This is a genomic window from Pseudomonas sp. 22189 (genome assembly GCF_052045635.1).
Lineage (GTDB): Bacteria > Pseudomonadota > Gammaproteobacteria > Pseudomonadales > Pseudomonadaceae > Aquipseudomonas > Aquipseudomonas parakoreensis.
On record NZ_JBQEPG010000051.1, the window covers coordinates 16,985 to 20,036 of the forward strand.

Here is a 3,052-nt window from a genome sequence, read left to right on the forward strand (position 1 = left end):
GCGCGAACTTTCGGTTCATTGCGTCTTCACACACCGCAATCTGGTCTCTTTCGAGCATTCAGATTGCTTGGGTGTTATATGGTCAAGCCTCACGGGCAATTAGTATTGGTTAGCTCAACGCCTCACAGCGCTTACACACCCAACCTATCAACGTCGTAGTCTTCGACGGCCCTTCAGGGAACTCAAGGTTCCAGTGAGATCTCATCTTGAGGCAAGTTTCCCGCTTAGATGCTTTCAGCGGTTATCTTTCCCGAACATAGCTACCCGGCAATGCCACTGGCGTGACAACCGGAACACCAGAGGTTCGTCCACTCCGGTCCTCTCGTACTAGGAGCAGCCCCTCTCAAATCTCAAACGTCCACGGCAGATAGGGACCGAACTGTCTCACGACGTTCTAAACCCAGCTCGCGTACCACTTTAAATGGCGAACAGCCATACCCTTGGGACCGGCTTCAGCCCCAGGATGTGATGAGCCGACATCGAGGTGCCAAACACCGCCGTCGATATGAACTCTTGGGCGGTATCAGCCTGTTATCCCCGGAGTACCTTTTATCCGTTGAGCGATGGCCCTTCCATACAGAACCACCGGATCACTAAGACCTACTTTCGTACCTGCTCGACGTGTCTGTCTCGCAGTCAAGCGCGCTTTTGCCTTTATACTCTACGACCGATTTCCGACCGGTCTGAGCGCACCTTCGTACTCCTCCGTTACTCTTTAGGAGGAGACCGCCCCAGTCAAACTACCCACCATACACTGTCCTCGATCCGGATAACGGACCTGAGTTAGAACCTCAAAGTTGCCAGGGTGGTATTTCAAGGATGGCTCCACGCGAACTGGCGTCCACGCTTCAAAGCCTCCCACCTATCCTACACAAGCAAATTCAAAGTCCAGTGCAAAGCTATAGTAAAGGTTCACGGGGTCTTTCCGTCTAGCCGCGGATACACTGCATCTTCACAGCGATTTCAATTTCACTGAGTCTCGGGTGGAGACAGCGCCGCCATCGTTACGCCATTCGTGCAGGTCGGAACTTACCCGACAAGGAATTTCGCTACCTTAGGACCGTTATAGTTACGGCCGCCGTTTACCGGGGCTTCGATCAAGAGCTTCGCGTTAGCTAACCCCATCAATTAACCTTCCGGCACCGGGCAGGCGTCACACCCTATACGTCCACTTTCGTGTTTGCAGAGTGCTGTGTTTTTAATAAACAGTCGCAGCGGCCTGGTATCTTCGACCGGCATGAGCTTACGGAGCAAGTCCTTCACCCTCACCGGCGCACCTTCTCCCGAAGTTACGGTGCCATTTTGCCTAGTTCCTTCACCCGAGTTCTCTCAAGCGCCTTGGTATTCTCTACCCAACCACCTGTGTCGGTTTGGGGTACGGTTCCTGGTTATCTGAAGCTTAGAAGCTTTTCTTGGAAGCATGGCATCAACCACTTCGTCACCTGAAAGGTAACTCGTCATCAGCTCTCGGCCTTAAGATCCCGGATTTACCTAAGATCTCAGCCTACCACCTTAAACTTGGACAACCAACGCCAAGCTGGCCTAGCCTTCTCCGTCCCTCCATCGCAATAACCAGAAGTACAGGAATATTAACCTGTTTTCCATCGACTACGCTTTTCAGCCTCGCCTTAGGGACCGACTAACCCTGCGTCGATTAACGTTGCGCAGGAAACCTTGGTCTTTCGGCGTGGGTGTTTTTCACACCCATTGTCGTTACTCATGTCAGCATTCGCACTTCTGATACCTCCAGCAAGCTTCTCAACTCACCTTCACAGGCTTACAGAACGCTCCTCTACCGCATCACTTGCGTGATACCCGTAGCTTCGGTGTATGGTTTGAGCCCCGTTACATCTTCCGCGCAGGCCGACTCGACTAGTGAGCTATTACGCTTTCTTTAAAGGGTGGCTGCTTCTAAGCCAACCTCCTAGCTGTCTAAGCCTTCCCACATCGTTTCCCACTTAACCATAACTTTGGGACCTTAGCTGACGGTCTGGGTTGTTTCCCTTTTCACGACGGACGTTAGCACCCGCCGTGTGTCTCCCATGCTCGGCACTTGTAGGTATTCGGAGTTTGCATCGGTTTGGTAAGTCGGGATGACCCCCTAGCCGAAACAGTGCTCTACCCCCTACAGTGATACATGAGGCGCTACCTAAATAGCTTTCGAGGAGAACCAGCTATCTCCGAGCTTGATTAGCCTTTCACTCCGATCCACAGGTCATCCGCTAACTTTTCAACGGTAGTCGGTTCGGTCCTCCAGTCAGTGTTACCTAACCTTCAACCTGCCCATGGATAGATCGCCCGGTTTCGGGTCTATTCCCAGCGACTAGACGCCCTATTAAGACTCGCTTTCGCTACGCCTCCCCTATTCGGTTAAGCTCGCCACTGAAAATAAGTCGCTGACCCATTATACAAAAGGTACGCAGTCACAGAACAAAGTCTGCTCCCACTGCTTGTACGCATACGGTTTCAGGATCTATTTCACTCCCCTCTCCGGGGTTCTTTTCGCCTTTCCCTCACGGTACTAGTTCACTATCGGTCAGTCAGTAGTATTTAGCCTTGGAGGATGGTCCCCCCATATTCAGACAAAGTTTCTCGTGCTCCGTCCTACTCGATTTCATGACTAAGAGACTTTCGCGTACAGGGCTATCACCCACTATGGCCGCACTTTCCAGAGCGTTCCGCTAATCTCAAAGCCACTTAAGGGCTAGTCCCCGTTCGCTCGCCACTACTAAGGGAATCTCGGTTGATTTCTTTTCCTCAGGGTACTTAGATGTTTCAGTTCCCCTGGTTCGCCTCTTGCACCTATGTATTCAGTACAAGATAACCATCTTATGATGGCTGGGTTCCCCCATTCAGACATCTCCGGATCAAAGTCTGTTTGCCGACTCCCCGAAGCTTTTCGCAGGCTACCACGTCTTTCATCGCCTCTGACTGCCAAGGCATCCACCGTATGCGCTTCTTCACTTGACCATATAACCCCAAGCAATCTGGTTATACTGTGAAGACGACATTCGCCGAAAATTCGCAAAACTCTTAAGAGTCACTCACAAAT

At 51.6% G+C, this 3,052-nt stretch carries 1 rRNA gene; it reads right to left on the bottom strand.

Features of this window, described 5'->3' with window-relative positions:
* Positions 1-78: 78 nt before the first annotated feature.
* Positions 79-2,970: ribosomal RNA gene (locus ACTJKS_RS27635) — 23S ribosomal RNA — on the bottom strand.
* Between the last annotated feature and the right edge of the window lie 82 nt (positions 2,971-3,052).